Origin of the sequence: Pseudoxanthomonas sp. LjRoot143, assembly GCF_964252945.1 — a bacterium.
GTDB lineage: Bacteria > Pseudomonadota > Gammaproteobacteria > Xanthomonadales > Xanthomonadaceae > Pseudoxanthomonas_A.
Window position 1 is genome coordinate 3,651,858 of the sequence record NZ_CAXUPM020000001.1, and the last position, 23,758, is coordinate 3,675,615.

The following is a 23,758-nucleotide window of genomic DNA, read 5'->3' on the forward strand; positions in this document are numbered from 1 at the left end:
TCCATGTCGGTACACGCGAAGCACGGGCATCGACCGTTCACCGGGCCCGTGAATCACGCGTTCCCACGTGCCTTCTTGAAGGCGCAACAGTGGCCGCGCCCTGACCGAGCCCGCTTGACCGGACGTCCGCAGCCCACTCACTCTCGGCGCCTGAACGACCGCGCGGAACCGCGCTGACGGCCGGCTTGCCATCCTCCCTTCGAACGGCCGGGATCCAGACATAAACGTCCGCGATCATTCCTCATTCCCGGGACCGGCGGCGAACCGCGTTATCACCCCAAGTACGCCCTGATAATCCAGCCGACACCGCATCTCCGCAGAATATCGCCGGTGCCGCGAAGCCCCCCCCCCCCAGACGAGCAAGCGGCAAGCTGCTGATTGGAAAGTCCCCGCAGCATTGACGCCCTGCCTGTGCCAGCTGAATACTCCGGGTTATCACCCCTGTTTGGGGTCTATTAGGCGTTAGCTGACATGGAGAGGTCATCGCAAATGAAGTCAGAACAAGAACTGATTGCCGAACTTCAGAAGAGGTTTGCTGGAAGGAAAGGCTGGCTGCTTGGCGTTGATGGGGAGCAACGGGTCGGCAAGACCACGCTCGCTACCGTCTTAGCGAAGGAGCTACACGCCACCAAGCTGAGTGGCGATGATTTTGTTCGCCAAGGCCGCTTACCCTATCCAAAGGCGCTAGCTTTAGATGAACTGTCAGACGCAGTGGCCAACGTTCGTGCAAGCAATGGCTCCGTAATCGTCGAGAGTGTCATGCTGCAACTCATACTTGAGGGCATAGGGCAACAACCGGACGCAGTGGTGTACGTTCGCCGTGAAGCGTCAGATGGGAGTTGCGAGCATCCTCACCTTTTTGATCCGGAGTCACTTCGGAAAGCAATCGAGGATGACAAAGCGTTCGATGAGCGTTTTTTTCCCGGCCGCAAGAGTCCGAGCTTGGCGAGTGAGATCCTTGCCTACCATGAAGCGCGCCATCCGCACCAAACCGCACACTATGTGCTGAGCAATCGCTTCGCAGATGTCAGCTAACAATTCGTCCAAGCCGAACCCGCTTCGCGGGTCGGCTTAATTCAGGCGTTAGCGGCCATGATCAAGTTCCTGATAACTGGACTCCTTCTAGTGGGCGCCTTCAGTTTTCCAGCCTCTGCGTGCCAGCAGATCCTGGTCAGCAGCCCAACGATCAGAAAGAACGCCGACTTGGTACTCGAAGCTAAGGTTGTCTCAACCGAGCCAGATCATGGCCGTGACCCAAGGCCCGGTGACCCGGCACGCATACTTCGCCTTGAGGTCACCAGGACAGTAAAAGGCAAAGTAGGCCGCTCGATTAGCGTCCCGACAACAGGGTGCTACGTGCCGGCCTATGACACAGGAGAGTTGGTTACGGTTGTCCGCTTTCCCGGCGGCGAGTACCACGTTGTACCGAGACATCAGCAGTAGCGTGCTGCTGGCCGCTAACAATTCATTCAAGCCGAAGCCGCTTCGCGGCTCGGCTTAATTCAGGCGTTAGGCAACCAATGAAACACTTCCGCATCTTGTTGATAGCTCTCACAGTAGCGTCTTGTACGACAGCCGCTGGAGACTTCTCTCACCAGGACTTCATTGGAGTTTCGTGCAGCTCAAACGATGGCGGCAATACCTGCTTTGGCTACGGAGAGAGATACGAGAACGGAACAGAAGATGCTTGCGGCCGCATCCCAAATGGCGGGCCGGAATTCGCATTAAAGCTAACTAATGAGATCTCGGGATCCACCGTGTGCAGCACGGTAGTAAAGACTTCGGACACTCGTACCATGCCAGTCGGGGATAAGTTTTGCGCTGTTCATCTTCAGAGAAATGCAGATGGCCTGACCTATCGCTTCACTGACGACGAGCCTACAAAGATTCGGCAAATCTATCTGGCAAACAGGTCTGATAAGTGGTGCCAACATTTGGTTGACGCACTTTAATGCCTCGGTTGCCTAACAATTCATTCAAGCCGAACTTGTCCGCTGGCGCGGCCAAGTCGGCTTAATTCAGGCGTTAGGCACCGGAATGAGCACCTTTGCGTTCGAAGCAAAATGCGTGGTGACGGAGCAGTCTGAGGGCGAGTTTCATCTCGTGGGTTTCGCCGATCAAAAGTTCGACACGCGCTTCCACCTAATGCTCCAGCGCGCCCTCGAGCATGATGAGCAGGACATCGCCCTAAGCATGGACACCTATCACGTCGAGTGGCGCGGCCAGGGCATGTCCGGTTACGGTGGTATCTCGCGCTTCTTGCTTAGCCCAAACGGGGTTGAGGTCTCATTTGAGCCACAGGCAGTTGTGGAGCTGGATGGCATGGAGCACCTGTCCATTTCCTTTCAGTTGAGTCACGGCGAGTTCCTGATGCTGCGAGAGGCTCTCGGCAACATTTTCGTCGGCAGCGGCTGCCTAGTTGTGGCCAGTGCCTAACAATTCATAAGGCGTTAGGCCTCTCAGGACATGGATTCTTACCCCGCGGAGAAGGATCTGCTTGGGGCGCTAGACCGCTGCGATCACCTGATTCATGCGTGTGCTTCTGGGCGCCTTTCATTCGCTGACTTTCAAGCCGAGTACAACGACTTCTACTGGTCGTTTGCCTTGGACGGTCATGAATCGGATCAGGCTGGTCAAGCCGTGCTAGCCAAGTACGCCTCACGTATCGCTCTCCACCAAACGGTGGCGGAGGCCATTCTCGCCAAGGTTTGTTCGGACACAGACGCAGCGCAGGAGAGTTATCGCGCTGCAGGCCGCTTCGGCTCCACTGACGCGGTCACAAGACTTAAGCTTGTGGCGGAGGGCCTCCCGGGTAGAGAGGCCTAACAATTCAGTCAAGCCGAACCCGCTCGGGCAAACTCGATCGACATCTTGTCCCAAAGAACTTCCGCCATGAACTCAGAAAAGATACGTGTTGGCGTTGGCGCGATCGTCATGCGCGATGGACTGGTGTTGCTCGGGCAGAGGATCGGCTCGCACGGCGCTGGCACGTGGGCGCTTCCTGGCGGTCATCTCGAGTTCGGTGAGAGCGCCGCAGCGTGTGCCGCACGCGAAGTCCGCGAAGAGACCGGGCTGGAGATCAGGAACGCCGTCGCCGCTCCCTACACGAGTGACGTATTCGCCCAGGAGGGCAAGCATTACGTCACCTTGTTTGTCGTTGCCCAAAGCGATGCCGGTGATCCGATGGCGTGTGAGCCCGGCAAGTGTTCCGGTTGGCACTGGTTCCGCTGGGCGGAGCTGCCACATCCCTTGTTCCAGCCTCTTGCCACGCTTCGCGCGACCGGGTTCGTGCCGGACGGAGCAGTCTGACAAGGCTTCGAAGCCGATCTCGGCTCATGGGTCGGCCTGCCTGAGACGCAGGATGGATGGCACGCGGCTTCATCCTAGCGCACGTGAACACGTCGTCTTTGCATGACGTTCCGCATGATCGGGCGTCAGACCATCGGCCATTTTCACCGGAGATCGTGCATGGAAATCCCGCGCAGGCAGGCCCTCATCGCTGGAGCCGCCGCCATCGCATGCATCATCGCGCTTCAGGCGTTCAACAGCGTAGGCTGCTACGAGCACACGCTGCTGACGTTCCTGCAGGTGCTTGGCATGTTCCTGCTGGTGCCCCTGCTGCCCGCGCTGGTTTCGCTGTTCACCGCCAATCCGCTACGGGCGGTCGGGGCCTGCCTGCTGTTCGCGCCGTGGCTGGTGTTCGCCTATTACGTCGACTGCGTGCGCCCTTACCAGGGCGGCGGGGCGTCGATGATCTACGTGGCGGTGCTGCTGTGGGGCACGCCGTGCGCCATTGTCGGCGCCTTGCTGACGGGACCGGTGATGCGGCTGTTCGGACTGTCGGTGGCGCGCCGGTAGCCGGCCCTACTCCCCCTCTTCCGGCGGCAGGATGATGCCGTCGGGATCCACCGCCAGGCGACCGGCGGCGAGCACGGCCTGGGTGCGGTTGGTGACGTGCAGCTTGCGCAGGATGGCGGTGACGTGGGCCTTGATGGTGGCTTCGGACACGCCGAGGTCGTAGGCGATCTGCTTGTTGAGGCGGCCGGCGCCGAGCATCTGCAGCACCTTGAACTGCTGCGGGGTGAGGTCGCGCAGGCGCTGCGCGGTTTCCTGTTCGTCGCGGCTGGTGGCCGGCGCGTTGTGCGCTTCGTCGGGCACCCAGCGCTCGCCGTCGAGCACCGCGCCGATGGCCTGGCCGATGGTGTCCGAATCCGCGGACTTCGGAATGAAGCCCAGTGCGCCGTGGTCCAGTGCACGGCGCATCACGGCCGGCTCCTCGCGTGCCGACACGATGACCACCGGCAGCTGCGGGTGCAGCGCGCGCAGGTGGACCAGTGCGTTGAAGCCGTGCGCCCCCGGCATGTTGAGATCCATCAGCAACAGGTCGGCGTCGGGATGCGCGTCGACCAGCACGTACAGCGCATCGACGCTGTCGGCTTCGTGCAGCTTCACCCCCGGCATGACCCGTTGCACGGCGCCGCGCAGCGCCTCGCGGAACAGCGGGTGGTCGTCGGCGATCAGCAGGGTGGGCATGGCGTTGCGGTCCATCGTGGGGGAAGGGTAATCCGTAGGGGTCGTGCTGCACAGGTGCGGGCATCATCCGCCCGCACCGTGCCTGGTCCTCCGCCTCCCCGCGAAGGACCCGTGGTGCTTACTTGACCTTGCGCTCGGCGACCAGCGATTCCACCACCGACGGGTCCGCCAGCGTGGAGGTGTCGCCGAGCTGTTCGGGCGCGTTCTCGGCGATCTTGCGCAGGATGCGGCGCATGATCTTGCCCGAGCGCGTCTTCGGCAGGCCGGGCGCCCACTGCAGGTGGTCGGGCGTGGCGATGGGGCCGATCTCCTTGCGCACCCACGCCACCAGTTCCTTCAGCAACTCGTCGCTCTGCGCTTCACCGGCCTTGAGCGTGACGTAGGCGTAGATGCCCTGGCCCTTGATGTCGTGCGGGAAGCCGACCACGGCCGCCTCGGCCACCTTGGGATGCGCGACCAGCGCGCTTTCCACTTCGGCGGTGCCGATACGGTGGCCCGAAACGTTGATGACGTCGTCGACGCGGCCGGTGATCCAGTAGTAGCCGTCCTCATCGCGACGGCAGCCGTCGCCAGTGAAGTAGGTGCCGGGATACGTGCGGAAGTAGGTATCGATGAAGCGCTGGTGGTCGCCGTACACGGTGCGCATCTGGCCCGGCCACGAATCCAGCAGCACCAGGTTGCCTTCGGTGGCGCCGTCGAGCTGTTCGCCGTTGGCATCCACCAGTGCCGGCTTCACGCCGAAGAACGGCAGCGTAGCCGAGCCGGGCTTGAGGTCGATGGCGCCGGCCAACGGGGTGATGAGGATGCCGCCGGTCTCGGTCTGCCACCAGGTGTCGACGATCGGGCAGCGCGCGTCGCCGACCACGTCGTAGTACCAGCGCCAGGCTTCCGGATTGATCGGTTCGCCGACGCTGCCGAGCAGGCGCAGCGAGGCGCGCGAGGTCTTCTTCACCGGCGCCTCGCCTTCGCGCATCAGTGCACGGATGGCGGTGGGCGCAGTGTAGAAGATGGTGACCTTGTGCTTGTCGATCACTTCCCAGAAGCGCGACACGTTCGGGTAGTTGGGCACGCCCTCGAACATCACCGCGGTGGCGCCGTTGGCCAGCGGACCGTAGACGATGTAGCTGTGGCCGGTGACCCAGCCCACGTCGGCGGTGCACCAGTAGATGTCATCCTCGCGCAGGTCGAACACGGCTTCGTGCGTGTACGCCGCGTACAGCAGGTAGCCGCCGGTGGTGTGCAGCACGCCCTTCGGCTTGCCGGTCGAGCCGGAGGTGTAGAGGATGAACAGCGGGTCCTCGGCGTTCATGCGCTCGGGCTCGCACTCGGCCGGCTGCGCATCGACCACGGCGTCGAACCAGCGGTCGCGCGGCATCTGCATGTCGACCGCGCCGCCGGTGTGGCGCACGACCAGCACGGTTTCGACCGAGTTGGTGCCGGGCAGCTTCAGCGCGGCGTCGACGTTCGCCTTCAGCGGCACCTTCTTGCCGCCACGCAGGCCTTCGTCGGCGGTGATGATCAGCTTGCTGGCGCAGTCGGCCACGCGGTCGGCGATGGAGTTGGGCGCGAAGCCGCCGAACACTACCGAGTGGATGGCGCCGATGCGCGCGCAGGCCAGCATGGCGACGGCGGCGTCCGGGATCATCGGCAGGTAGATGGTGACGCGGTCGCCCTTCTGCACGCCCAGCGCGCGCAGCGCGTTGGCCAGCTTGCAGGTGCGTTCGTACAACTCGCGGTAGGTCACGCCGTAGGACGGCGTGTCGGGACCATCGGGTTCGAACAGCAGCGCGACCTTGTCGCCGCGATCGGCCAATTGGCGGTCCAGGCAGTTGACGCTGGCATTGAGTTCGCCATCCGCGAACCAGCGGATGCGGAAGTCGTCGAGGGCGTAGTTGACGTCCTTGATCTGCGTGGGCTTCTTGAACCAGTCCAACCGCTCGGCCGCCTTGCCCCAGAACGCCTCCGGATCGGTGATCGATGCCTGGTAGTCGCGCGCGTACTGCTCGCGCGTGATGCGTGTCTTGGCGGCGAATTCCGGCTTGACCGGATACAGGTCAGTCATGAGGTCCTCCCGGGACGTTCAAGTAAGGCGTCGATTCTGAAGCAAGAAGGGCGGAAGACGCGCGTCCGCAAGGACGGTGTCGGCGCATCCGGGGGATCGAGTTTGACGCATACCGGCGTGCGGCATTGCAGCATCCAGCTTAGACAATGGTCTTAAAGCACGCGGGTGGCGGAGTGCGACAGAACGCCGCACCCCTGTTTTTGTAGGGGTTTGCTTTTGCTGCACTGCCGTTACGACTAATGGCGAATAGGCGCTGCCGGTACGCAGGCGCAAGTCTCCTCCCAGCCGCGCAACGCGGCCATCAACCTTTCGGGAGGGGTTATGACCCAACGTTCCGCATTCGCGCGACGGCCATTGGCTGCCGCGCTGTTCGTCGCCTTGATCGCGCCGGGGATGGCGTTCGCACAGACCGCCAAGGAGAAGGCGCTGGAGGCCCGCGTCGCCGACCTGGAGCGGCAGGTGCAGCTGCTGCTGTCGTCGCAGCAGCAACAGCAGACCCAGATCACCACCACGCAGGAGCAGGTGACGCAGGTGCAGGCCGCACAGGCGGCCAAGCCCGCCGCACCGGCCGCCAAGCAGCCGATCCAGAACTCCACCATCCTGACCGCCTCCAATCCGGGGAGCACGTTCTCCTACGGCGGCTTCATCAAGATGGACGCGATGGTCACCGACACCAGCGATGGCCGCATCGCCGACGGTTCATCGGGCCGCCTGTTCTACGTGCCCAGCACCATCCCGGTCGGTGGCCCGACCGCCGACGGCGGCGATCCCTATGCCGACTTCCACGCGCAGTTCTCGCGCTTCTGGCTGAGCGCGGACCACGTGACCGAAGGCGGCGACAAGCTCAAGGGCTTCGTCGAGATGGACTTCTTCGGCGGCGGCAGCAACGCGCTGGCCGGCAACGAGACCGCGACGAACACCTACGCCGTCACGCTGCGCCATGCCTATGTCAGCTGGAACAACTGGCTGGCCGGCCAGACCTGGTCCAACTTCATGGACGCGGCGGCACTGCCGGATGCCGTGGACTTCGTCGGTCCCACCGACGGCACGATCTTCGTGCGCCAGGCGCAGTTGCGCTACACCATGGGTCCGTGGTCGTTCTCGATCGAGAACCCGCAGACCACCGTCACCCCGTACCTCACCGGCGCCCGCTTCAACAGCGGGGACAACGCCGCGCCGGACGTCACCGCGCGCTGGCTGACCAAGGGCGACTGGGGTCACTTCACCGTGGCCGGCATGGTGCGCCAGTTCAAGCTGCTGGACGAAACCGACACCGGCGCCTCCGTCAGCGTGTCGGGCAAGTTCAACCTGGGCAAGAACGACGACATCCGCTATGCGGTGAACGCCGGCCAGGGCATCGGCCGCTATCTCGCCTTCGGCGTGGGCAGCGACGTGGTGACCGAAGCCAACGGCGACATCAACGCGCTGGACGGCTACGGCGGCTTCGTCGCCTGGCGCCACGTCTTCAGCCCGAAGGTGCGCACCAACCTGATGTACTCCGCCTCGCACTTCGACAACGACACCGCGCTCACGGGCTGGGGAGTGACCGAGCGCACGCAGTCCATGCATGCCAACGTGATCTATTCGCCGTTCCCGAAACTGGACATCGGCGCAGAGCTCATCTACGGGCAGCGTTCGCTTGAGGACGACCGCGAGGGCGACCTGAAGCGTCTGCACACCTCCGTCAAATACACATTCTGAGGGGAATCCACATGAGTTCCACGTCTGCGCAGCATTCGTCGAAGGGCGAGCTGACGAAGGGCCACAAGAAGGTCATCTTCGCCTCCAGCCTCGGCACCGTCTTCGAGTGGTACGACTTCTATCTTTACGGTTCGCTGGCGGCCATCATCGCCAAGCAGTTCTTCAGCGGCGTCAACCCGACCACGGGCATGATCTTCGCGCTGCTGGCGTTCGCGGCGGGCTTCTTCGTGCGTCCGTTCGGCGCGGCCTTCTTCGGCAGCCTCGGCGACCGCATCGGCCGCAAGTACACGTTCCTGGTCACCATCCTGATCATGGGCATCTCTACCTTCCTGGTCGGCGTGCTGCCCAACTACGAAACGATCGGCATGGCGGCGCCCGTCATCCTCATCGTGCTGCGCCTGTTGCAGGGTCTGGCGATGGGCGGCGAGTACGGCGGCGCGGCGACCTATGTGGCCGAGCACGCACCGGACGGCAAGCGCGGCCTGTACACCGCCTTCATCCAGACCACCGCGACGCTGGGCCTGTTCCTGTCGCTGCTGGTGATCCTGGCGTGCCGCCTGTCGCTGGGCACGGAGGCGTTCGAGGCCTGGGGCTGGCGCATTCCGTTCCTGGGTTCGATCGTGCTGCTGGGTATTTCGGTGTGGATCCGCATGCAGTTGAGCGAGTCCCCGCTGTTCCAGCAGATGAAGGCCGAGGGCAAGGGTTCGAAGACGCCGTTCCGCGACTCGATGAAGGGCGGCAACCTGAAGCTGATGCTGCTGGTGCTGTTCGGCGCCACCGCCGGCCAGGCCGTGGTGTGGTACGCCGGCCAGTTCTACGCCCTGTTCTACCTGCAGAGCATCCTGAAGGTCGACTCCACCGTCGCCTACCTGCTGATCGCCGCCGCGCTGTTCCTGGCCACACCGTTCTTCCTGTTCTTCGGCTGGCTGTCGGACCGCATCGGTCGCAAGAAGATCATCATGGCCGGCTGCCTGCTGGCCGCGCTGACCTACTTCCCGATCTTCAAGGGCATCACCCACTACGCCAACCCGGGCGTGGAAGAAGCCAGCCGCACGTCGCCGGCCGTCGTGGTCGCCGACAAGAACACCTGCTCGTTCCAGTTCGACCCGATCCCGGGCACGCGCAAGTTCACCAGCTCGTGCGACCAGGCCACCGCGGCGCTGGCGCGCGCTGGCGTGCCGTACAGCGTGCAGGACGCAGCGGTCGGTTCGCTGGCGCAGGTGAACGTGGGTACCACCTCGGTGCCGTCGTTCGAAGCCGCCGGCCTGTCCGGCGACGACGTGAAGGCCAAGACCGCCGCGTTCGGCGGTGAGCTGAAGAAGGCGCTGGGTGCCGCCGGTTATCCGGAGAAGGCGGACACGGATCGCATCAACGTGCCGATGACGATCTTCCTGCTGTGGATCCTGGTGATCTACGTGACCATGGTGTACGGCCCGATCGCCGCCTACCTGGTCGAGCTGTTCCCGACGCAGATCCGCTACACCTCGATGTCGCTGCCGTACCACATCGGTAACGGCTGGTTCGGCGGCTTCCTGCCGGCGATTTCCTTCGCGCTGGTCGCGGCCACGGGCAACCTGTACTACGGCCTGTGGTACCCGATCGGCATCGCGGTGATGACGCTGATCATCGGCACGCTGTTCCTGCGTGAGACCAAGGACGTCGACATCACCAAGTAACAAGGTCCTCCCCCGCCGGCCCCTCCCAGGGCCGGCAACCTCGACGCCGGCCCTCGTGGCCGGCGTTTTCTTTTCGCATCACGGCGGCCGGCTAAGCTGGCCGTTCTTTCTCCACGGGAGCGCCGCCATGCCGCTGATCACCCTCACCGTCCGCGCACCGAAGGACGATGCGTTCAAGTCGTCGATCCTCGATGCCGTGCATGGCGCGCTGGTCGCGTCCGGCGTGCCGGCCACCGACCGCTTCCAGCGCGTGCTGGAGCTGTCGGCGGAAGACTTCCGTTTCGACCCGTCCTATCCGGACGTCGCCGGTGCGCGCGACGAAGACTTCGCGCTGATCGAGATCCTGTGGTCGGTCGGCCGCAGCGTGAAGGTCAAGAAGGCGCTGCTGGCCGACCTGATGCAGCGACTGGCGGCCGCCGGCCGCAACCCGGAGAACGTCATGGTCTGCTTCAAGGAAACCACGTGGGAGAACTGGGCGTTCGCGGGCGGACGCCTGATCCACACGTGACGGGCGTCAGCGCGGCGGTGCCGCCAGTTCCTTCTCGCTGAGGAAGCCGTCGCCGTTCGCGTCCTGGCGCTTGAAGCGATCCGCCAACTGCGCGAGATGCGCCTCTCGGGTGATCGGCTTGCCGCGACCGCCCGGCAGCTCGTCGACGGACAGCACGCCGTCGCGGTTGCGGTCCATGCCCTCGAAGGCATAGCTCATCCACGCCTGGTACTCGGCCAGGCTGACGCGGCCGTCACGGTCGGTGTCGATCCGCGCGAGGTACTCGCCGGTGGCGGTGACCTGGGCCGATGCCGTCAGCGGCAGGCAGGCGAGCACGAGCGGGAGCAGGAAGCGGGGCATGGCGGCATTGTAGGGCCCGGCGCTCTCCCTCACGTGATGCGGTCGGTCCTGCCGGATCACGGTCCTCGGCGGAGCGGCAGATTCGGGTACGCTGCTCGCGCACCAACCCTCCCCGCTCCGATGAACCTGCCCGTCTCCCCCGCTGCGGCCACGTCCGCCGCGCCCCTGTTCGAACTGGACCGCGCCACCGTCGTGCGCGGCGCGACCCGCGTGCTCCACAACCTGTCGCTGACCATCCCGCTCGGCCAGCACACGGCGATCCTCGGGCCGAACGGCGGCGGCAAGTCGACCTTCATCAAGCTGATCAACCGCGAGCTGTATCCGCTGGCCCGCGAGGGCGAAGCGCCGGTGAAGGTGTTCGGCCTGCGCCGCTGGAACGTCAACGAGCTGCGCAATCGCCTGGGCGTGGTGACCAGCGACCTGACCCGCGACCTGCAACAAATGCCGTACCTGCGCGTCGAGGACGCCGTGGTCACCGGCTTCTTCTCCAGCTTCGTGGTGCCGCCGCATCGGCAGATCGATGCCGACATGCGCACGCGGGCACGCAACGCGCTGGAGCAGGTGCGGGCGTCCGCATTGGCCGACCGCCACGTCGCGGAACTGTCCACCGGCGAGATGCGGCGCGTGCTGATCGCCCGTGCGCTGGTGCACGAACCGGAGGCCCTGCTGCTGGACGAGCCCACGGCCGGACTGGATCTGGTGGCGCGGCAGCATTTCCTGGGCCTGATGCGGCTGCTCGCGCAGCGCGGCATCACCCTGGTGTTGGTGACCCACCACATCGAAGAGATCATTCCCGAGATCGACCGCGTGCTCTTGTTGCGCGACGGCGCGGTCTACGCCGACGGCAACCGCGCGGCCACGCTGACCGAAGCGCATCTGAGCCACGCGTTCGGTGGGCCGGTACGCGTACGCTGCGAGGACGGTTTCTACAGTGCGGTGCCCGGCCATGCCTGAGCTGCCCGAAGTCGAGACCACGCGCCGCGGTCTGGCGCCGCACGTGGAAGGCCGCCGCATCCAGGCCGTGACGCTGCGCCGCCCCGACCTGCGCTGGCCGATCCCGCCGGAGATCACGCACGACCTGCCCGGCCAGCGCATCGATGCTGTCCGCCGGCGTGCCAAGTACCTGCTGGTGGATACGGCCGCCGGCAGCGCCCTGCTGCACCTGGGCATGTCGGGCAGCCTGCGGGTCCTGCCGGCCGATACACCGGTGACCGCGCACGACCACGTGGACATCGCGCTGCAGGGCAAGGAACAGCGCGTGCTGCGCTTCAACGACCCGCGCCGGTTCGGCTGCCTGCTGTGGCAGCCGCGCGGCGAGACCCATCCGCTGCTGCAGGGCCTGGGGCCGGAGCCGTTGTCGGACGACTTCGACGGCGACTACCTGTTCGACCTGAGCCGCGGCCGCAAGGCGCCGGTGAAGACCTTCCTGATGGACCAGGCGGTGGTGGTGGGCGTGGGCAACATCTATGCCGCCGAGAGCCTGTTCCGCGCCGGCATCTCGCCCCTGCGCGCGGCCGGCAAGGTCTCCCGGGACCGGTACGTGGCGCTGGCGGCTGCCGTGAAGGACATCCTGGCCCATGCGATCACCCGCGGCGGCACCACGCTGCGGGACTTCCTGAGCCCGGACGGGGCACCCGGCTACTTCGAGCAGGAACTGTCCGCCTACGGCCGTGGCGGCGAACCGTGCCCCCGCTGCGGGCGGCCGATGAAGCAGGCCAGCATCGGCCAGCGCGCCACGGTCTGGTGCGGCTACTGCCAGCGCTGACCCGCTGGAGGATCCCGCTTCGATCACGTCATGTGAGGTAAATGACGTTATATTCCCGCCCTTGGCACGTGGGGAAGACGGATGGCCGACGCACCTGACATCACCTTGTGGCTGGATTCGGCCCGTGGCGGCGACCGCGCCGCGCTGGACCGCGTGCTGGCCACGCTGTACCAGGAACTGCACACCATGGCGCGCCGCCAGCTGTCCGGCCAGCACGGCTACACGCTGGACGCCACCGCGCTGGTGCACGAGTCCTACCTGAAACTGCTCGGCTCCACCGGCACGGCCAAGTTCGAGGACCGCGCCCACTTCTTCGCCTATGCCGCCTCGTCGATGCGCAGCGTGGTGGTGGACTACGCCCGCAGCCGCCTGGCGCGCAAGCGCGGCGGCGACCTCAAGCGTGTCGCCGACATCCCCGAGGAGGTCGAAGGCAACCTTCGCCTGGACGAGGACATGCTGGCGCTGAACGACGCGCTGGAGAAGCTGGCCGCCGCCGACGAGCGCCTGGCCCAGGTGGTCGAGATGCGCTATTTCGCCGGCCTGTCGGAACTGGAGATCGCCGAACTGCTGCAGCGCTCGGAGCGCAGCATCCGCCGCGACTGGCAGAAGGCCCGCCTGTTCCTGCTGTCTGCGATGCAGGACAGCTGACCCCAGGCCAGCCGCACCGCGCCGATGGACGTCGAACGCTGGAAACGCCTGTCCCCATTGCTGGACGTCCTGCTGGAGCTGGAGCCGGAGGCGCGCGCGGAACAGCTCGAGATCCTGCGCGCGGATGATCCCGACACCGCACGCGAAATCGAGAAGCTGCTCGCGCTGGAGGAAGAGGGCGACGGGTTCATCGACCAGCCGCTGGTCGACAAGCCGGGCCAGCTGAAGCCCGGCACCCGCGTCGGCCCGTACCAGCTGGAATCGCTGCTCGGCGAGGGCGGCATGGGCATGGTCTGGCTGGCGTCGCGCGCCGATGGCCTGTACCAGCGCCGCGTCGCGCTGAAGCTCCTGCGCCCGGGCCTGGCCGACCCCAACCTGCGCCTGCGCTTCACCCGCGAACGCGAAATCCTGGCGCGGCTGGAGCACCCCAACATCGCGCGCCTGCTCGATGCCGGCGTCGGCAGCGAGGGTCAGCCCTACCTGGCGCTGGAGTACGTGGAAGGCGTGTCGATCACCGACTACTGCCTGGCCAACAACATCGGCCTGGAGGCACGGCTCGCGCTGTTCCTGCAGGTATGCGAAGCGGTCAGCCACGCCCATGCCAACCTGATCGTCCATCGCGACCTCAAGCCATCGAACATCCTGGTGACACCCAACGGGGACGTGCGCCTGCTGGATTTCGGCATCGCCAAGCTGCTCGACGACCCCGAGCCGGTGGCGTTGCATCCGCGCACCGAGGTGCGTGCGTTCACCCTGCACTACGCGGCGCCGGAACAGGTGCGCGGCGAACCCGTCACCACCATGACCGACGTCTATTCGCTCGGCGTGGTGCTGTACGAACTGATCGCCGGCACCAAGCCCTACCGCCTGCGCCGGCAGACCGACGCCGAGTGGGAACAGGCCATCCTGGCGGTGGAGCCGCTCAAGCCGTCAGTAGCCACGTTGCGCACCACCGACGGCAGCCGCAACGCGTGTCCCGACGCCCGTCGCACCGCACGCAAGCTGGCCGGCGACCTCGACAACATCACCCTCAAGGCGCTGCAGAAGGCGCCCGAACAGCGCTATCCGTCGGTGGAAGCGCTGTCGCTCGACCTGCAGCGGCATATCGAGGGCCGCCCGGTCCTCGCGCGCCCGCAGAGCGTGGGCTACCGGGTGCACAAGTACCTCGTGCGGCACCGCTGGGCGCTGGCCGGTGGCGGGGTGGCCGCCGCGATCCTGATCTCGGCGCTCGCCGTCAGCGTCCTGCAGGGGCGCCAGGCGATGCGCGAGACCGCGCGCGCGCAAGCGATGCAGGACTTCGTGATCGGCCTGTTCGACAACGCCAGCGCTTCGCAACAGGGCAACACCTTCGATGCGCGCGAGTTGCTGGCGGCGGGCGAGCGTCGCGGTGATCGCGAACTGGCCAACCAGCCGCGCGCGCAGGCGGAACTGCTGGGCGTGATCGCCCGCCTGCGGCTGGGTCTGGGCGACTACCACGAATCCCTCGCCCTGCTGGAAAAGCAGGCGCGCGTGCTGGCGGTGACCGACGACATCCCCGACAGCCTGCGCCTGCAGGCGTCCACGCAGCACGGCCGCGTGCTGCGCCTGCTGGGCCGCTCGCGCCAGTGCGTGCAGGCCATGGCCCCGATGGAGGCGCGCCTGGGTGCGCTCGAATCGCGCCTGCCCTTGCGGGTGGCCGAATTCCAGTCGCAGAACGGGCGCTGCCGGGCGGATGCCGGCGAAAAGCAGATCGCGCGGCAGATGTTCGACCGCTCGCTCGAGATACGCCGCAACCTGGGCGACGAAGCCGGCGTCGCCGAGAACATGCGCGACCTGGCGCAGCTGGACGTCGAGCTGGGCAATGCCGATGCGGGGGCCCGCGGCTATCGCGCCGCATTGACGCATCTGCAGGCGCACGGACAGGGCCGCCATCCGCTGGTGATCGAGATCCAACGCAGCCTCGCCCTGCTGTACCGCAATCGTGGCGAGACCGATGCCGCGCTGGCCGCGTTCCGGCGTGCACGCGCGCTGTCGGAGGATATCCACGGTCCACGCCACCCCCTCACCCAGGCGCTGCGCCGGCACATCGCGGCCGTACAGGTGGACCAGGGCCAGTTGCGCGAGGCGGACGAGGAACTGCGCCGCCTGCACGCGATGACGCTGGAGTCGCTCGGACCGCACCACCGCGATACGGCGTCCAGCTGGAACTCGATGGGCATCATCGCGTGGGAGCGCGGCGACAACGAGACCGCCGTGCGCGATGTCGCACAGGCCGTGGCGATCTGGCGCGCCAACGAGAGCCTGCAGATCCTGCCCGGTGGCCTGTTCAACTACGGCATGGTGCTGCACAGCGCCGGACGCAACGACGAAGCGCTGGCGGCGCTGGAGGAGTCGCGCCAGATGCGGGTGGGGACGATCGGCGCCAGCCACGCCCTGATCGGCGAGACCGACCGCATGATGGGCGAGGTGCTTGCCGCCAAGGGCGACCTGCGCGGCGCCACCGAGCGGTTCGACCGCGCCGTGCGGCTGACGCGCGTGGGCTTCGGGCCCGACCATCCGCGCACCTGGTTCGCCGAACTGTCGATGGCCCGCCACCTGACGCGGCTGGGACGGCCACAGGATGCGATCGCGCCGCTGCAGGTGCTGGCCGCGCACGAGGGCGACGGCAGCGAGGCGCCCAAACTGCGCTGGTCCGCACGCGCTTACCTGGCGGAGGCGCGCTGCCGCCTGGGCGACAAGGAACGCGCGCGCCGCGACCTGGACGCGCTGGCGGGCGAGCTTCGCGTCGCGTTGCCGGACGGCGGCATCATTCCCCGCGAGGTCGCCGCGCTGCGTGCCGCCTGCCGCTGATGCGGCTCAGCCCAGCGGCAGTGCCTGCTGCAGGGACTCGATGCGGCTTTCCCCGCGCGCGATCCGCTTGAACTCGGCGCGGCTGACCGACACGTAGCGTTCGTTGCCGCCGATCTCCACCTGCGGCCCGTCCTGTACGGCCAGCCCCTGCTCGTTGACGCGCACGGTCATGGTCGCCTTCTTGCCGGTATGGCAGATCGTCTTGATCTCGCTCATCTCGTCGGCCCAGGCCAGCAGGTACTGGCTGCCCTCGAACAGTTCGCCGCGGAAATCGGTGCGCAGGCCGTAGCACAGCACCGGGATGCGCAACGCATCGACCACTTCGCTGAGTTGCCAGACCTGTGCGCGGGTGAGGAACTGCGCTTCGTCGACCAGCACGCAATCCAGCTTGCCATGCGCGGCGATGTCGTCGCGTACCCACCGCTCGAGATCGTCGGCCCGATCGAACGCCACCGCGTCCGAACGCAGCCCGATGCGCGACGCCACGACGCCGGTTCCCGCACGGTCGTCCAGGCGCGGCGTCAGGATCGCCACGCGCATGCCGCGCTCCCGGTAGTTGTGCGCGGACTGCAGCAAGGTGGTTGTCTTCCCGGCATTCATCGCCGAGTAGTAGAAGTAGAGCTTGGCCATGCCGCCATTGTACGGGCGGCGGCGTTCCGCCTACTCGCCCTCGCCCGCTTTCAGCGGCTCGACGTCGCCGACGTCGACCCGGCCCTTCCTCGGCGCCTCCCACACCGCATCCTGCAGGCGCCAGTACAGCTCGGGCTGCCAGTACTTGCGGTCGTAGTACTGATCGCCGCGGACCGTCATGCCGGTGCCGGCCAGCGGACCGGTATGCGGAATGATGTCGAGGTTGCCCACGTAGCCGACACGGCTGCCGGTCATGCCGCTCACTCCGCGCCGGAGCGCTTTCTCCAGCCGCGGCTTGGCGGCGGCGTCTCCGTACTCCGCGAGGATCGCCTGCCCGCGCTCGATGGCCGCCTTGCGCTGCGCTTCATCCAGTCGCGCCCAGTAGAACTCGCGCTGCGCGAGGAAATCCGGATAGAGCCGCTCGGCGGCGATGTCCATCCAGGCGTAGGCGATGGCGCGATCCTGCGCAACGCCGGTGCCCTGCCAGTACATGTCCGCGATGATCGCCTGCGACGGCTTGTCGGCGTGGTAGGCGGCCCGCTTGAAACGCTCCAGCGCGCCCGGGTAATCCTTGCGCTCGTAGGCCCGCGCACCTTCCGCGCGCCAGCGCAGGTCGGGGTGCGCCGCCAGGAAGCCCTCGGTCATCACCGCCGGGTCGGCATTCGCCTGCTGCGCCATCGCAGGCCACACCGCGAACAGGACGGACAGGATCAGCACGCAGCAACGCAGGGCGTTCATGGTGGTATGCCTGCTTCCGGAGACCGGGAATGGCGCCATGCTAGGAGAAGCGGAACGCGGTTGTCTGTAAACTGATGGCCTACGCAGAAGTACGTCACATGCACGGTCTCAACCCCCCCCAACGCGCCGCCGTCCTTCACAGCAAGGGCCCCCTGCTGGTGCTCGCGGGCGCCGGCAGCGGCAAGACGCGGGTGATCGTGGAGAAGATCGCGCACCTGATCGCCGGCAACCACTTCCCGGCACGCCGGATCGCGGCGATCACCTTCACCAACAAGTCCGCCAAGGAAATGCGCGAACGCGTGTCCAAGCGGATCCGGGGTGATGCCGCCGAAGGCCTGACCATCTGCACGTTCCACGCGCTGGGCCTGAAGTTCCTGCAGATCGAACACGCCGCGGTGGGCCTGAAGCGAGGCTTCTCGATCTTCGATGCGGACGACGCCACCGCGCAGGTCAAGGACCTGATGTACGGCGCCAAGCCCGACGACATCGAAGCGGCGAAGAACCTGATCTCACGCGCGAAGAACGCCGGCCTGTCGCCCGAAGAAGCGCTGGCCGAAGCGCGCACCAACCGCGAGAAGGACGCCGCCCTGCTGTACCAGCGCTACCAGGATCGATTGACCACGTTCAATGCGGTGGACTTCGACGATCTGATCCGCCTGCCGGTGCAGATCCTGGAGAACAACCCCGAGATCACCGCGGCGTGGCGCGAGCGCATCGGCTACCTGCTGGTCGACGAATGCCAGGACACCAACGACGCGCAGTACCGCCTGCTGAAGGCGATCGCCGGCGAGCGCGGCGATTTCACCTGCGTGGGCGACGACGACCAGAGCATCTACGCCTGGCGAGGCGCGAACCCGGACAACCTGCTGCAGATGGCGAAGGACTACCCCGCCCTGCAGATCGTCAAGCTGGAACAGAACTACCGCTGCAGCAACCGCGTGCTGCGCGCCGCCAACGCCCTGATCGCCAACAATCCGCACGAGCACCCGAAGGCGCTGTGGAGCGACCAGGCCGACGGCGAACGCATCCGCGTGTGGGAGTGCCGCGACAACGAGCACGAAGCGGAGAAGGTCGCCGCCGAGATCTCGTTCGTGCACGCGTCGAAGAGCGCCGCGTGGAGCGACTTCTGCATCCTGTTCCGCGGCAACCACCAGTCGCGCGCACTCGAAAAAGCGTTGCAGCTGCTGCGCATTCCCTACCACCTGACCGGCGGCACCGCGTTTCTGGAACGCCAGGAAGTGAAGGACGCGCTGTCGTGGCTGCGCCTGCTGGTGAATCCGGACGACGACGCCGCCTTCCTGCGCGCGGTGCAGTCGCCCAAGCGCGAAGTCGGCGCCACCTCGCTGGCGAAGCTGGCCGAGATGGCCCAGCACGCGCACCTGCCGCTGTCGCGCGCCGCCGAGTCGATGGGCGCGTTGAAGGCCCTGCCGCCGCGCGCTGCGAACGGGCTCAGCGCCTTCGTCGACATCGTGCGCGACCTGCGCCGACACGCCGAGGAGCTGCCGCCGGCCGACCTGGTGCGCCGCCTGAGCGAGCGCTCGGGGCTTCTGGCGGACCTGCGCTCGCAGTGCAAAGACGAAGCCTCGTTCCAGCGCCGCCGCGCCAACCTCGACGAACTGGCCGACTGGTTCGAGGGCGGCCCGCGCGGCAGTTCGGCCGGTGACCTCGCCGCGCAGCTGGCGCTGCTGTCGCGCAACGACAAGGACGACGGCGGCAACCAGGTGCGGCTGATGAGCCTGCACGCGGCCAAGGGACTGGAGTTCCGCTACGTTTTCATCGTCGGCTGCGAGGACGGCACGCTGCCGCACGAGACCAGCGTCGAGGAAGGCAACCTGCAGGAAGAGCGGCGCCTGATGTACGTGGGCATCACCCGCGCCAAGGAACAGCTGTGGCTGAGCCACAACCGCGAGACGCGCCGCTTCGGCGAACGCCTGCGCCTGCAGCCCAGCCGCTTCATCGACGAACTTCCCGCCGACGAGCTGCAGCGCGACGGCGCCGACCCGGTCGCCGACGCGGAACGCAAGAAGGAACGCGCCAGCGCCGGCCTGGCCGCGATCCAGGCGATGTTCGACTGACCCGCGCCGACGGCGGTTGCGTTACGCTGCGCGGCATCGCACTCCGGTGGACTTGGGCATGACGCGCGACAGCAAGGCTTGGCGGTGGATCGGCTTCCTGATCGCCCTCGTCGGCGTCGGTTTCCCGTACTGGCAGCTGCCGCCGGAACTGGCCGGTCTGCCTCGCGCGCTCTACGGGCCTGGCCTGGTCGCTGTCGGCGTGATCGCGATGCTGCTGCGTGCCTTCGGCACCGGACGTTTCGCCACGCTATGGCTCCTGATTGCATGCGCAGTGCCGGCAGCCGTGCTCGTGCGGATGGCATGGGATGCGATGCATCACCTGCCACTGGCCGGCGCGCCCGTGGCGGACTTCGTGGTCGCCGGCGTGCTCGGACTCGGCGCATCCCTGGTCGGCATGCTCATCGGCAGCCTGTTCCTGCTGCGCAGCAGCCGTCGCCCGAAGTGACCTTCTCCGGAGCGTTCGCCATGGAACCGCGCCTCGCCGACATCCGCCAGATCGCCATCACCGTCGGCGACGTCGACACTGCGCTGGCCTTCTATCGCGACGTGCTCGGCCTTGCCTTCCTGTTCCAGCCTGCTCCCACGCTGGCGTTCCTGAGCGCGGGCGACGTACGCCTGATGCTGACCACGCCGCAGGGCGCGGGTGCCGTCGGTGCGAACTCGATCCTCTACTTCAGCGTGGATGACATCGTCGCCACGCAAGCCGCGCTGGTGGCGCGAGGCGCGACGGAAGAGCGTCCGCCGCAGCTCGCCGCGCGCATGCCCGATCACGAACTATGGACGGGCTTTCTGCGCGATCCGGACGGCAACCTGGTGGGCCTGATGGAAGAGAAACGGTGACCGCGCACCTGCAGGCCTAGCGGACAACCTCGGGCGTATCGCGAACAACCTCCGCCGCCGGCCGCGATGCGGCATCCCTCGCCACCAGTTCCTTCGCCATCTCCGCCTGGAACTCGCGCGCCCAGGGTCCGCGCAGATATTCGACGACAACGGCCGGCATGAGACCCGCACCATTACCCGCGCCCTCGCGCGACACCTTCTCCACGATGTCGTTCAGGCCCGGCCGATGGATCGGCTCCATCGCCGACGCCGGAAGGCCGGTCTCCGGCCGGACCGCAGGCTGCGGCATCGTCCCGGTACGGCGTTCGAACCGGGCGTCGAGGGCTTCGTCGATCGGCTCCTTGCGGTTGCAGTCGTCCACGATGCCACGGCGGCACAACTTATCCGGGGCGAGATCAGTCTCGCGATCGCGCACGCCGTCGCGATCGAAACCCTTCGTGCCATAGAGCCCTGCCATGTGCTGGTCCGAACGGTGGATCACGTACTGATCCGGATCCTCGGGAGGGGCACGTTTTTCCAGGTATGGCCGATCGCTGAGCCTGTTGAGGAATGCGACGCCGAGGTTGAGACTTTCCGTGCCCAGACCGTTGCGCCGGTAGGTATCGCCGATATCGCTATGGGCACCGGCCACCCACGCGTTGTAATTGCGGTGGTCTTCGCTGAAACCCGCGGGCACGTGTTCGCTGGACGGAAAGAGATCGCGCCGTTCGTGCTGGGCGGTGATCTGGAACGTCGTCAGCGTGGAGGGCGGCAGGCGACGGTCATGCTCTTCGACACCAGTGGAGACGGGGTCGAAGAGCAACGCGACCTGCGGTGTCTTGCCCGGCTCTACCAGAAGCGGACGGTCGGCGTATTCGACGCGCACGACAAGTCCTTCGGCGTCCCGCTCGATCTTCGCCCCTTGCGGATCGCGGATGCCACGCTCATGCACCATGCGCTCCAGCGCGGCGATACCTTCGGCTCCCCGACTGAAGCCGACGCCCGCGAGCCGGATCTGCGCGTCAGGATCTTCGTCCAGCCATTTCTTGGCCTGCTCGCAGAACTGCAGATAGGCGGTCTCGACCCGCTCGTCGAAGGTATGGCCGAAGCGGCCGTCCCACCATTTCTCCGGCGTCCTCAGCAGTCCATTCTGCGTGTAGGTGCCTTCGACGTAGCCTGCCGAGATGCGCGCGTGCTTCAGCTCTTCGATCTGCTCGTAGAGCTTGGCGACGGCGCTCCATTGCTCCGGATCGTCGTCGACCATACTGTTGCCGGTGCCGTCCATCGCGGCCACGTACAGTCGATCATGCGGCCGGTCCTCACGAAGAAAAACCGGAATCCGGAGCTGCGAAAGATCGCTCTCTGCACGCCGGTAGCTGTCGCGACCAGTATCGCCTGCCAGTTCGACATCGATGCCACCATCGCGATGCGCTGAAGGATTTCCTGACCCCATGGCGAGCACTCCCTGCTCAGTAGGTGCGACTGAATACCTTGATCAGATCATCGCGGAAATCGCTGTGCGGACGATCGGGAAACTGCGGCTTCTTCAGCGCGATCATGTCCCGCATGTATACACTGATGGTGCGATCATTGACCTCAACGATGATTTTGGGTGTTCCACTGGACGCCGGATCCAGTGCGTCCTCGCGCGCGACATGGTGGCGGATCAGCTGGTCCTTGAATATCTCGCCGATGTCGATCTTCGCCTCAAGCGGCGTACCGTCCTTCGAGCGCCAGGTCACCGTGGCAGGAGGAGGAAAATTCGGGATGGGGCCGCGACCGGCGCTCAGCAGTTTGTCGAGCGGTCGGCCATACGACTCGACCGAGGGCGATGGCTTGTCTTCCGCGCCATGCCTGAAACCCCGATAGAGGACTTCGCACGACTGGGTGTCGAAGCAGTGGGCGCCAAAATAATGCGCCCTGAACTTCAACGGCCACTCGGCACCGACGTTGGTGTAGTGGCCTTCTGGCAACCCGGTGGACGAGGCGGGAGGCGTGGAGGTGGACATGGTGGCATTGCATCCTGTCGTGGCAACGGAGATCAACGCGCCCGTGGCGATGCTCCGAAGAAGGCGTCGTTCCATGAGGCTTTCCTGACCATTCAGCAGCCCCACGTTATCGCGCGGCGGATACACGCGCAATCCGCGGCGGAGATGTGAAGAACGTGTGGAGGAGTGCTACTCACGAAAGGAGTGGAAACGATGCTGGGCTCGTACGTCCGTTTGCGACGCATCGGACACACTTCATCCATTTACCGGACGCGACAGCCACCGGTTACTCAGGCTGCCTCTCCAGGATCGTAATACCCGGACAGCGACTCGACGCGCACCATCGACGTTCGCAGCGCAAGCACGACATCGTCCACACGGAACTCCACGTCCCACGCGCCACCAGCGGGCCGCATCGCCAACCGTCCGGACATCGTGGTCGCGAAGCCCGACAACGTGAACGCGCTGATGCCGAAGCAGGCCAGTTGCAGTTGCGTGCGGTTGGCATCGCCACCCCAGCGCGCGGGCAGCGGATTCGGCACGGCATCGACATCGAAACGCAGGCGCACGCGGGGACCATCGCGGTGCAGGATCACCTCATGCAGGTCGATGGGCCGCGCACCGATATCGGACGGCAGCTGCGCCAGTGATTGCGGATTGGATACGGCAACCGTCCAGTCCATGGTGCCGCTCAGTCGCTGGGGCGCTCGGCGAGCAGTCGCTCGACCTGTTCGCGCAGCGCGGCGACCTCGCCTTCCAGCGCCGCGACACGGGCTTCGAGCTCGGCGCTCGCAGGCTCGCTCGACGACACGGACGGCAGACGCGCCGCGATCGCCGCGACATCCACGGGCCCACTCAACAGGTGCGCATAACGGTCCTCGCGCTGGCCGGGGCCGCGCGGGATCTGCACGACCAGGGCGGTCTCGCGCTGGATCAGGCGATCGAGGTGATGGCGGACATCATCGGCATCATTGAACTTGAACAGCCGCTCGCTGCGCGCGAGCAGTTCGTGCACGGTCTGCGCACCGCGCAGCATCAGCAGGCCCAGCAGCACCGCCTGCTGCTGCGGAATGCCGAAGAACGCCGCGGTGCGGTGCTCGTAGCGCTCGGCGCGCGAGGAGAACACCTGCTTCGCCAGCCCCTTCTGTTCCAGCTGCCGCAGGGCGTGGTTCACCGCGCCGGGATCCAGCGCCATCACCGGCTCGCGCGCGGTCTTCTGGTTGGCGGCCGCCTGCGCGGCGTTGACCGTCAGCGGATAGGTCTCCGGCGTGGTCGCTTCCTTTTCAATCAGGCAGCCCAGCAGGCGGGCCTCGGCGGCATTCAGGACGGGCGCGGTGTCTTCCATGGAGGCATCGGGAACAGGAGCGGGGCCGGCAGGATAACCCGCATGCCGTTGCGCCGAACGACGGGTGTAACACCGGTCGGCTAGAATTCCCGCACATTCGAA

General features: G+C 66.3%; 23 protein-coding genes. 14 read left to right on the forward strand and 9 right to left on the reverse strand.

Annotation, left to right across the window (positions count from 1 at the left end):
• Nucleotides 1-489 precede the first annotated feature (489 nt).
• The 4 genes from ACSQ1W_RS17670 (at nt 490) to ACSQ1W_RS17685 (ending at nt 3,858) form a co-directional block, all read left to right on the forward strand.
• Nucleotides 490-1,035, forward strand: a complete 546-nt coding sequence (locus tag ACSQ1W_RS17670; protein ID WP_436045053.1) for a hypothetical protein — start codon at nt 490-492, stop codon at nt 1,033-1,035.
• Between the two features lie 1,002 nt (nt 1,036-2,037).
• Nucleotides 2,038-2,436, forward strand: coding sequence for an Imm10 family immunity protein (locus tag ACSQ1W_RS17675; protein WP_436045057.1), 399 nt, complete (start codon nt 2,038-2,040; stop codon nt 2,434-2,436).
• 456 nt (nt 2,437-2,892) lie between these two features.
• Nucleotides 2,893-3,309 (forward strand): nucleotide triphosphate diphosphatase NUDT15, encoded by a 417-nt coding sequence (locus ACSQ1W_RS17680; RefSeq protein WP_436045059.1) that lies wholly within the window; start codon nt 2,893-2,895, stop codon nt 3,307-3,309.
• A 159-nt stretch (nt 3,310-3,468) separates the two neighbouring features.
• Nucleotides 3,469-3,858: a Na+:solute symporter gene (locus ACSQ1W_RS17685; protein WP_436045061.1), complete on the forward strand. Its 390-nt coding sequence runs from the start codon at nt 3,469-3,471 to the stop codon at nt 3,856-3,858.
• 6 nt (nt 3,859-3,864) lie between these two features.
• On the opposite strand, the gene ACSQ1W_RS17690 is transcribed toward ACSQ1W_RS17685, so the two are convergent.
• Both ACSQ1W_RS17690 and acs read right to left on the reverse strand, forming a co-directional pair.
• Complete coding sequence (locus tag ACSQ1W_RS17690; protein ID WP_192274472.1) at nt 3,865-4,533, reverse strand: response regulator transcription factor; 669 nt, start codon at nt 4,531-4,533, stop codon at nt 3,865-3,867.
• A 118-nt stretch (nt 4,534-4,651) separates the two neighbouring features.
• The gene (gene acs, locus ACSQ1W_RS17695) at nt 4,652-6,595 is read right to left on the reverse strand and encodes an acetate--CoA ligase (RefSeq protein WP_436045064.1); all 1,944 of its coding nucleotides are present in this window, start codon (nt 6,593-6,595) and stop codon (nt 4,652-4,654) included.
• A 321-nt stretch (nt 6,596-6,916) separates the two neighbouring features.
• Here acs and ACSQ1W_RS17700 point away from each other — a divergent pair, with 321 nt between their 5' ends.
• The 3 genes from ACSQ1W_RS17700 to ACSQ1W_RS17710 all read left to right on the forward strand — a co-directional run bounded on the left by ACSQ1W_RS17700 (nt 6,917) and on the right by ACSQ1W_RS17710 (nt 10,480).
• On the forward strand, nt 6,917-8,296 hold the full coding sequence (locus ACSQ1W_RS17700) for a DcaP family trimeric outer membrane transporter (RefSeq protein ID WP_436045066.1): 1,380 nt from the start codon (nt 6,917-6,919) through the stop codon (nt 8,294-8,296).
• Nucleotides 8,297-8,307: 11 nt separating this feature from the next.
• Nucleotides 8,308-9,972: an MFS transporter gene (locus ACSQ1W_RS17705; protein ID WP_192274475.1), complete on the forward strand. Its 1,665-nt coding sequence runs from the start codon at nt 8,308-8,310 to the stop codon at nt 9,970-9,972.
• Nucleotides 9,973-10,099: 127 nt separating this feature from the next.
• Entirely contained in the window at nt 10,100-10,480 is a 381-nt protein-coding gene (locus ACSQ1W_RS17710) for a tautomerase family protein (protein ID WP_436045068.1), read from the forward strand.
• 6 nt (nt 10,481-10,486) lie between these two features.
• Here ACSQ1W_RS17710 and ACSQ1W_RS17715 read toward each other — a convergent pair whose 3' ends face one another.
• Nucleotides 10,487-10,819 carry an EF-hand domain-containing protein gene (locus tag ACSQ1W_RS17715; RefSeq protein WP_436045070.1) on the reverse strand — a complete coding sequence of 111 codons (333 nt, stop codon included), beginning with the start codon at nt 10,817-10,819 and terminating at the stop codon, nt 10,487-10,489.
• 120 nt (nt 10,820-10,939) lie between these two features.
• Here ACSQ1W_RS17715 and ACSQ1W_RS17720 point away from each other — a divergent pair, with 120 nt between their 5' ends.
• The 4 genes from ACSQ1W_RS17720 to ACSQ1W_RS17735 all read left to right on the forward strand — a co-directional run bounded on the left by ACSQ1W_RS17720 (nt 10,940) and on the right by ACSQ1W_RS17735 (nt 16,061).
• Nucleotides 10,940-11,773 carry an ABC transporter ATP-binding protein gene (locus ACSQ1W_RS17720; protein ID WP_436045071.1) on the forward strand — a complete coding sequence of 278 codons (834 nt, stop codon included), beginning with the start codon at nt 10,940-10,942 and terminating at the stop codon, nt 11,771-11,773.
• The gene (gene mutM, locus ACSQ1W_RS17725) at nt 11,766-12,584 is read left to right on the forward strand and encodes a bifunctional DNA-formamidopyrimidine glycosylase/DNA-(apurinic or apyrimidinic site) lyase (protein ID WP_436045073.1); all 819 of its coding nucleotides are present in this window, start codon (nt 11,766-11,768) and stop codon (nt 12,582-12,584) included. Before ACSQ1W_RS17720 ends, mutM begins: the two co-directional genes overlap by 8 nt.
• 81 nt (nt 12,585-12,665) lie before the next feature.
• A complete protein-coding gene (locus ACSQ1W_RS17730) occupies nt 12,666-13,232 on the forward strand; it encodes an ECF-type sigma factor (protein WP_192274480.1) in 567 nt (188 codons plus the stop codon).
• A 24-nt stretch (nt 13,233-13,256) separates the two neighbouring features.
• Entirely contained in the window at nt 13,257-16,061 is a 2,805-nt protein-coding gene (locus ACSQ1W_RS17735) for a protein kinase domain-containing protein (protein ID WP_436045075.1), read from the forward strand.
• 6 nt (nt 16,062-16,067) lie between these two features.
• Here the strand turns inward: ACSQ1W_RS17735 and ACSQ1W_RS17740 are convergent, their stop codons facing one another.
• Complete coding sequence (locus ACSQ1W_RS17740) at nt 16,068-16,691, reverse strand: thymidine kinase (protein WP_436045077.1); 624 nt, start codon at nt 16,689-16,691, stop codon at nt 16,068-16,070.
• Nucleotides 16,692-16,721: 30 nt separating this feature from the next.
• Nucleotides 16,722-17,429, reverse strand: a complete 708-nt coding sequence (locus ACSQ1W_RS17745) for a hypothetical protein (protein WP_436045079.1) — start codon at nt 17,427-17,429, stop codon at nt 16,722-16,724.
• A gap of 98 nt (nt 17,430-17,527) precedes the next feature.
• Here ACSQ1W_RS17745 and ACSQ1W_RS17750 point away from each other — a divergent pair, with 98 nt between their 5' ends.
• Genes ACSQ1W_RS17750 through ACSQ1W_RS17760 form a run of 3 tightly spaced genes read left to right on the forward strand, consistent with a single transcriptional unit; the run spans nt 17,528 to nt 20,344 of the window.
• Nucleotides 17,528-19,504: a UvrD-helicase domain-containing protein gene (locus tag ACSQ1W_RS17750; RefSeq protein ID WP_192274484.1), complete on the forward strand. Its 1,977-nt coding sequence runs from the start codon at nt 17,528-17,530 to the stop codon at nt 19,502-19,504.
• A gap of 58 nt (nt 19,505-19,562) precedes the next feature.
• Nucleotides 19,563-19,949 (forward strand): hypothetical protein, encoded by a 387-nt coding sequence (locus ACSQ1W_RS17755; RefSeq protein WP_436045081.1) that lies wholly within the window; start codon nt 19,563-19,565, stop codon nt 19,947-19,949.
• Between the two features lie 20 nt (nt 19,950-19,969).
• The gene (locus ACSQ1W_RS17760) at nt 19,970-20,344 is read left to right on the forward strand and encodes a VOC family protein (RefSeq protein WP_436045083.1); all 375 of its coding nucleotides are present in this window, start codon (nt 19,970-19,972) and stop codon (nt 20,342-20,344) included.
• Nucleotides 20,345-20,360: 16 nt separating this feature from the next.
• Here the strand turns inward: ACSQ1W_RS17760 and ACSQ1W_RS17765 are convergent, their stop codons facing one another.
• The 4 genes from ACSQ1W_RS17765 to ACSQ1W_RS17780 form a co-directional block, all read right to left on the reverse strand.
• A complete protein-coding gene (locus tag ACSQ1W_RS17765) occupies nt 20,361-21,776 on the reverse strand; it encodes a phospholipase effector Tle1 domain-containing protein (RefSeq protein ID WP_436045085.1) in 1,416 nt (471 codons plus the stop codon).
• Between the two features lie 16 nt (nt 21,777-21,792).
• Nucleotides 21,793-22,407, reverse strand: a complete 615-nt coding sequence (locus ACSQ1W_RS17770) for a hypothetical protein (RefSeq protein WP_436045087.1) — start codon at nt 22,405-22,407, stop codon at nt 21,793-21,795.
• 194 nt (nt 22,408-22,601) lie between these two features.
• Entirely contained in the window at nt 22,602-22,994 is a 393-nt protein-coding gene (locus ACSQ1W_RS17775; protein WP_436045088.1) for an Imm50 family immunity protein, read from the reverse strand.
• Nucleotides 22,995-23,002: 8 nt separating this feature from the next.
• Nucleotides 23,003-23,656, reverse strand: a complete 654-nt coding sequence (locus ACSQ1W_RS17780) for a YceH family protein (RefSeq protein WP_436045090.1) — start codon at nt 23,654-23,656, stop codon at nt 23,003-23,005.
• Nucleotides 23,657-23,758: the final 102 nt, after the last annotated feature.